At 50.6% G+C, this 2,581-nt stretch carries 3 protein-coding genes; all 3 read left to right on the top strand.

Annotation, left to right across the window (positions count from 1 at the left end; genetic code table 11):
- Positions 1–531, top strand: a 531-nt coding sequence (locus tag MoGM_RS01340; RefSeq protein ID WP_104368429.1) for an FKBP-type peptidyl-prolyl cis-trans isomerase, incomplete at its 5' end; no start/stop codon positions are given.
- A gap of 223 nt (positions 532–754) precedes the next feature.
- Positions 755–1,630 (top strand): FKBP-type peptidyl-prolyl cis-trans isomerase, encoded by an 876-nt coding sequence (locus MoGM_RS01335; protein WP_104368428.1) that lies wholly within the window; start codon positions 755–757, stop codon positions 1,628–1,630.
- A gap of 4 nt (positions 1,631–1,634) precedes the next feature.
- The gene (locus MoGM_RS01330; RefSeq protein ID WP_104368427.1) at positions 1,635–2,528 is read left to right on the top strand and encodes an FKBP-type peptidyl-prolyl cis-trans isomerase; all 894 of its coding nucleotides are present in this window, start codon (positions 1,635–1,637) and stop codon (positions 2,526–2,528) included.
- The last annotated feature ends 53 nt before the right edge of the window (positions 2,529–2,581 follow it).

Raw genomic sequence — 2,581 nt, 5'->3', positions numbered from 1 at the left:
ATCGATGACTTTGCGGCCGCTATCAAGGATGTTATAGCAGGCAATGAACTGAAAGTTTCAAACCGTGAGGCACAGACTATCGTACAGGATTACTTCGCCAAGCAGGAAGAGAAACTGCAAGCCGAAAGAGCCGAAAACGGCAAGGCAGCCAAAGAGGCCGGCGAGAAATACCTGGCTGAGAACGCCGGAAAAGACGGTGTGACTGTGTTGCCGAGCGGACTGCAATACATGGTAATCAAAGAGGGCGACGGCCGAAAGCCGAAAGCCACAGACAGCGTGCAATGCCACTACGAGGGATTTCTCACCGACGGCACACTGTTCGACAGCAGCATACAGCGCGGCGAGCCTGCGGTGTTCGGCCTGCAACAGGTAATAGCCGGATGGACAGAAGGACTTCAACTGATGAGCGAGGGTGCAAAATACCGCTTCTTCATCCCCTATATGCTGGGCTACGGCGAGTCGGGCGCAGGCCAGTCTATCCCACCGTACGCAGCGTTGATATTCGACGTGGAGCTAATCAAGGTGATGTAACACGGCATACAGTCGACAAGGAAAGGAGCAAACGGGTATCGACAGCGGACAAACAAGCCAAGGATATTACCGAAAAGACGGGGCCGGAGGCCTGTCAGATATGTTTCGGCACAATAAGGCTTACACCTCACCGCCCGTATCCGGTGCTCCGAACCATGACAAAGACTGCACACAGCCTACATCCAAACAATAATATAGAATAAATTTAAACAAGAATAAGAAAATGAAAAAACTTACATTCGTAGCCGCTATGGCCGTAGCGGCAGCCGCAATGACATCGTGCGGAAACTCAACACCGAAAGCCAACCTCAAAAACGACATCGACTCTATGAGCTACGCCATCGGTATGGCACAGACACAGGGACTCAAAGGATACCTGCAATATAACTACGGAGTGGACACGACATACATTGACGAGTTCATCAAAGGTGTGAACGACGGCGCAAACGCAGGCGACGACAAGAAAAAAACGGCATACTACGCAGGTTTGCAGGTAGGCCAGCAGATAAGCAACCAGATGGTGAAAGGCATCAACAACGAGGTGTTCGGCGATGACTCCACACAGACGATTTCACTGAAAAACCTGCTTGCAGGCTTCGTCAGCGGAACAAAAGGCGAAGGAGGTGTCATCAGCATGGAGGAGGCTTCTACGCTGGCACAGACCAAGATGCGCGCCATCAAGGCCAAGAACATGGAAAAGAAGTTTGGAGACAACAAGAAAGAAGGTGAGAAATTCCTCGCCGAGAACAAGAAAAAAGAAGGCGTACAGACCCTGCCAAGCGGCGTACAATATAAAGTGATTAAAGAAGGCAACGGCCAAATACCGGCAGACACATCACGCGTGAAAGTACACTACGAGGGCCGCACGCTCGACGGTAAGGTATTTGACAGCTCATACAAACGCGGCGAGCCGGTAAGCATGCTGTGCAACCAGGTTATAAAGGGATGGACAGACGTGCTCACACACATGCCCGCAGGCTCCGTATGGGAAGTGTATATCCCGCAGGAACTGGCTTACGCGGAGCAAGGCACACCGAACATCAAGCCTTTCAGCGCATTGATTTTCAAGATAGAACTTGTAGGAGTAAACGAGAAATAATCGGATGAGAAAGATTATAATCATAGCACTCGCCATATTGGCGAGTGCCTCTTTTAATACGGCAGAGGCCGCAAAGAAGAGCAAAAAGAAGGAAAAAACCGGAGCCATGGCACCCGTTCAACTGAAAAACGGCTCCGACTCACTCAGTTATGCGGCAGGAATGTCATTCACAAACGGACTCACGACATACCTGAAACAGGCTCACAACCTCGACGAGACATACATGGCAGACTTTCTTCGCGGCCTGAACGACATGCTCAAAGCCGACAGCGACCCGAAGATGAAAGCATACGCGGCAGGCATGGAGATAGCCGGCAGGCTGTCAGGCTCTATGGTAGAGCAGTATAAAAAGGAGTTCGCGGAGAACAACGACACTATCGTCGCCACAATTTTATACCGAGGTTTCAACGACGCTCTGCTCAACGACACTACGGTTTTCGACCTGAAAGAGGCCGAAAAACTGCTTGCCGACAAGAACGAGGCCAACAAGAGAAGGAAAGAGAACACTTATCTGGAAGTGGAGAAAAAATTCCTGGCCGAGAACGCCACGAAAGACAGTGTCATGACGACACCGAGCGGACTGCAATATAAAATCATCAAGAAAGGAACGGGCGACATACCGAAAGCCAACGACGAAGTTCTCGTACACTATGAAGGACGCCTGCTCGACGGGACCGTGTTCGACGCATCGCGCAAACACGGTGACAAACCGCTGCAATTCCGTGCCAATCAGGTCATAAAAGGATGGACCGAAGCCCTCACCATGATGCCCGTAGGCAGCAGATGGCAGCTTTTCATCCCCTACAAACTGGCTTACGGAGACCGTGCCGCCGGACAAATAAAGCCTTACAGCACGCTCATTTTCGACGTGGAGCTGGTGGGAATAAACAAGAAATAGCTCTTGTCTGAAGTTAAGGGAGTATTTATTGGAAGTTAAGGGAGTTAAAGAAG

This window comes from Prevotella sp. MGM1, assembly GCF_002933775.1.
In the GTDB taxonomy this organism is placed as follows: domain Bacteria; phylum Bacteroidota; class Bacteroidia; order Bacteroidales; family Bacteroidaceae; genus Prevotella.
The sequence above is the reverse complement of the archived record's forward strand: the minus strand, read 5'-3'. Positions and strand labels throughout refer to the sequence as shown.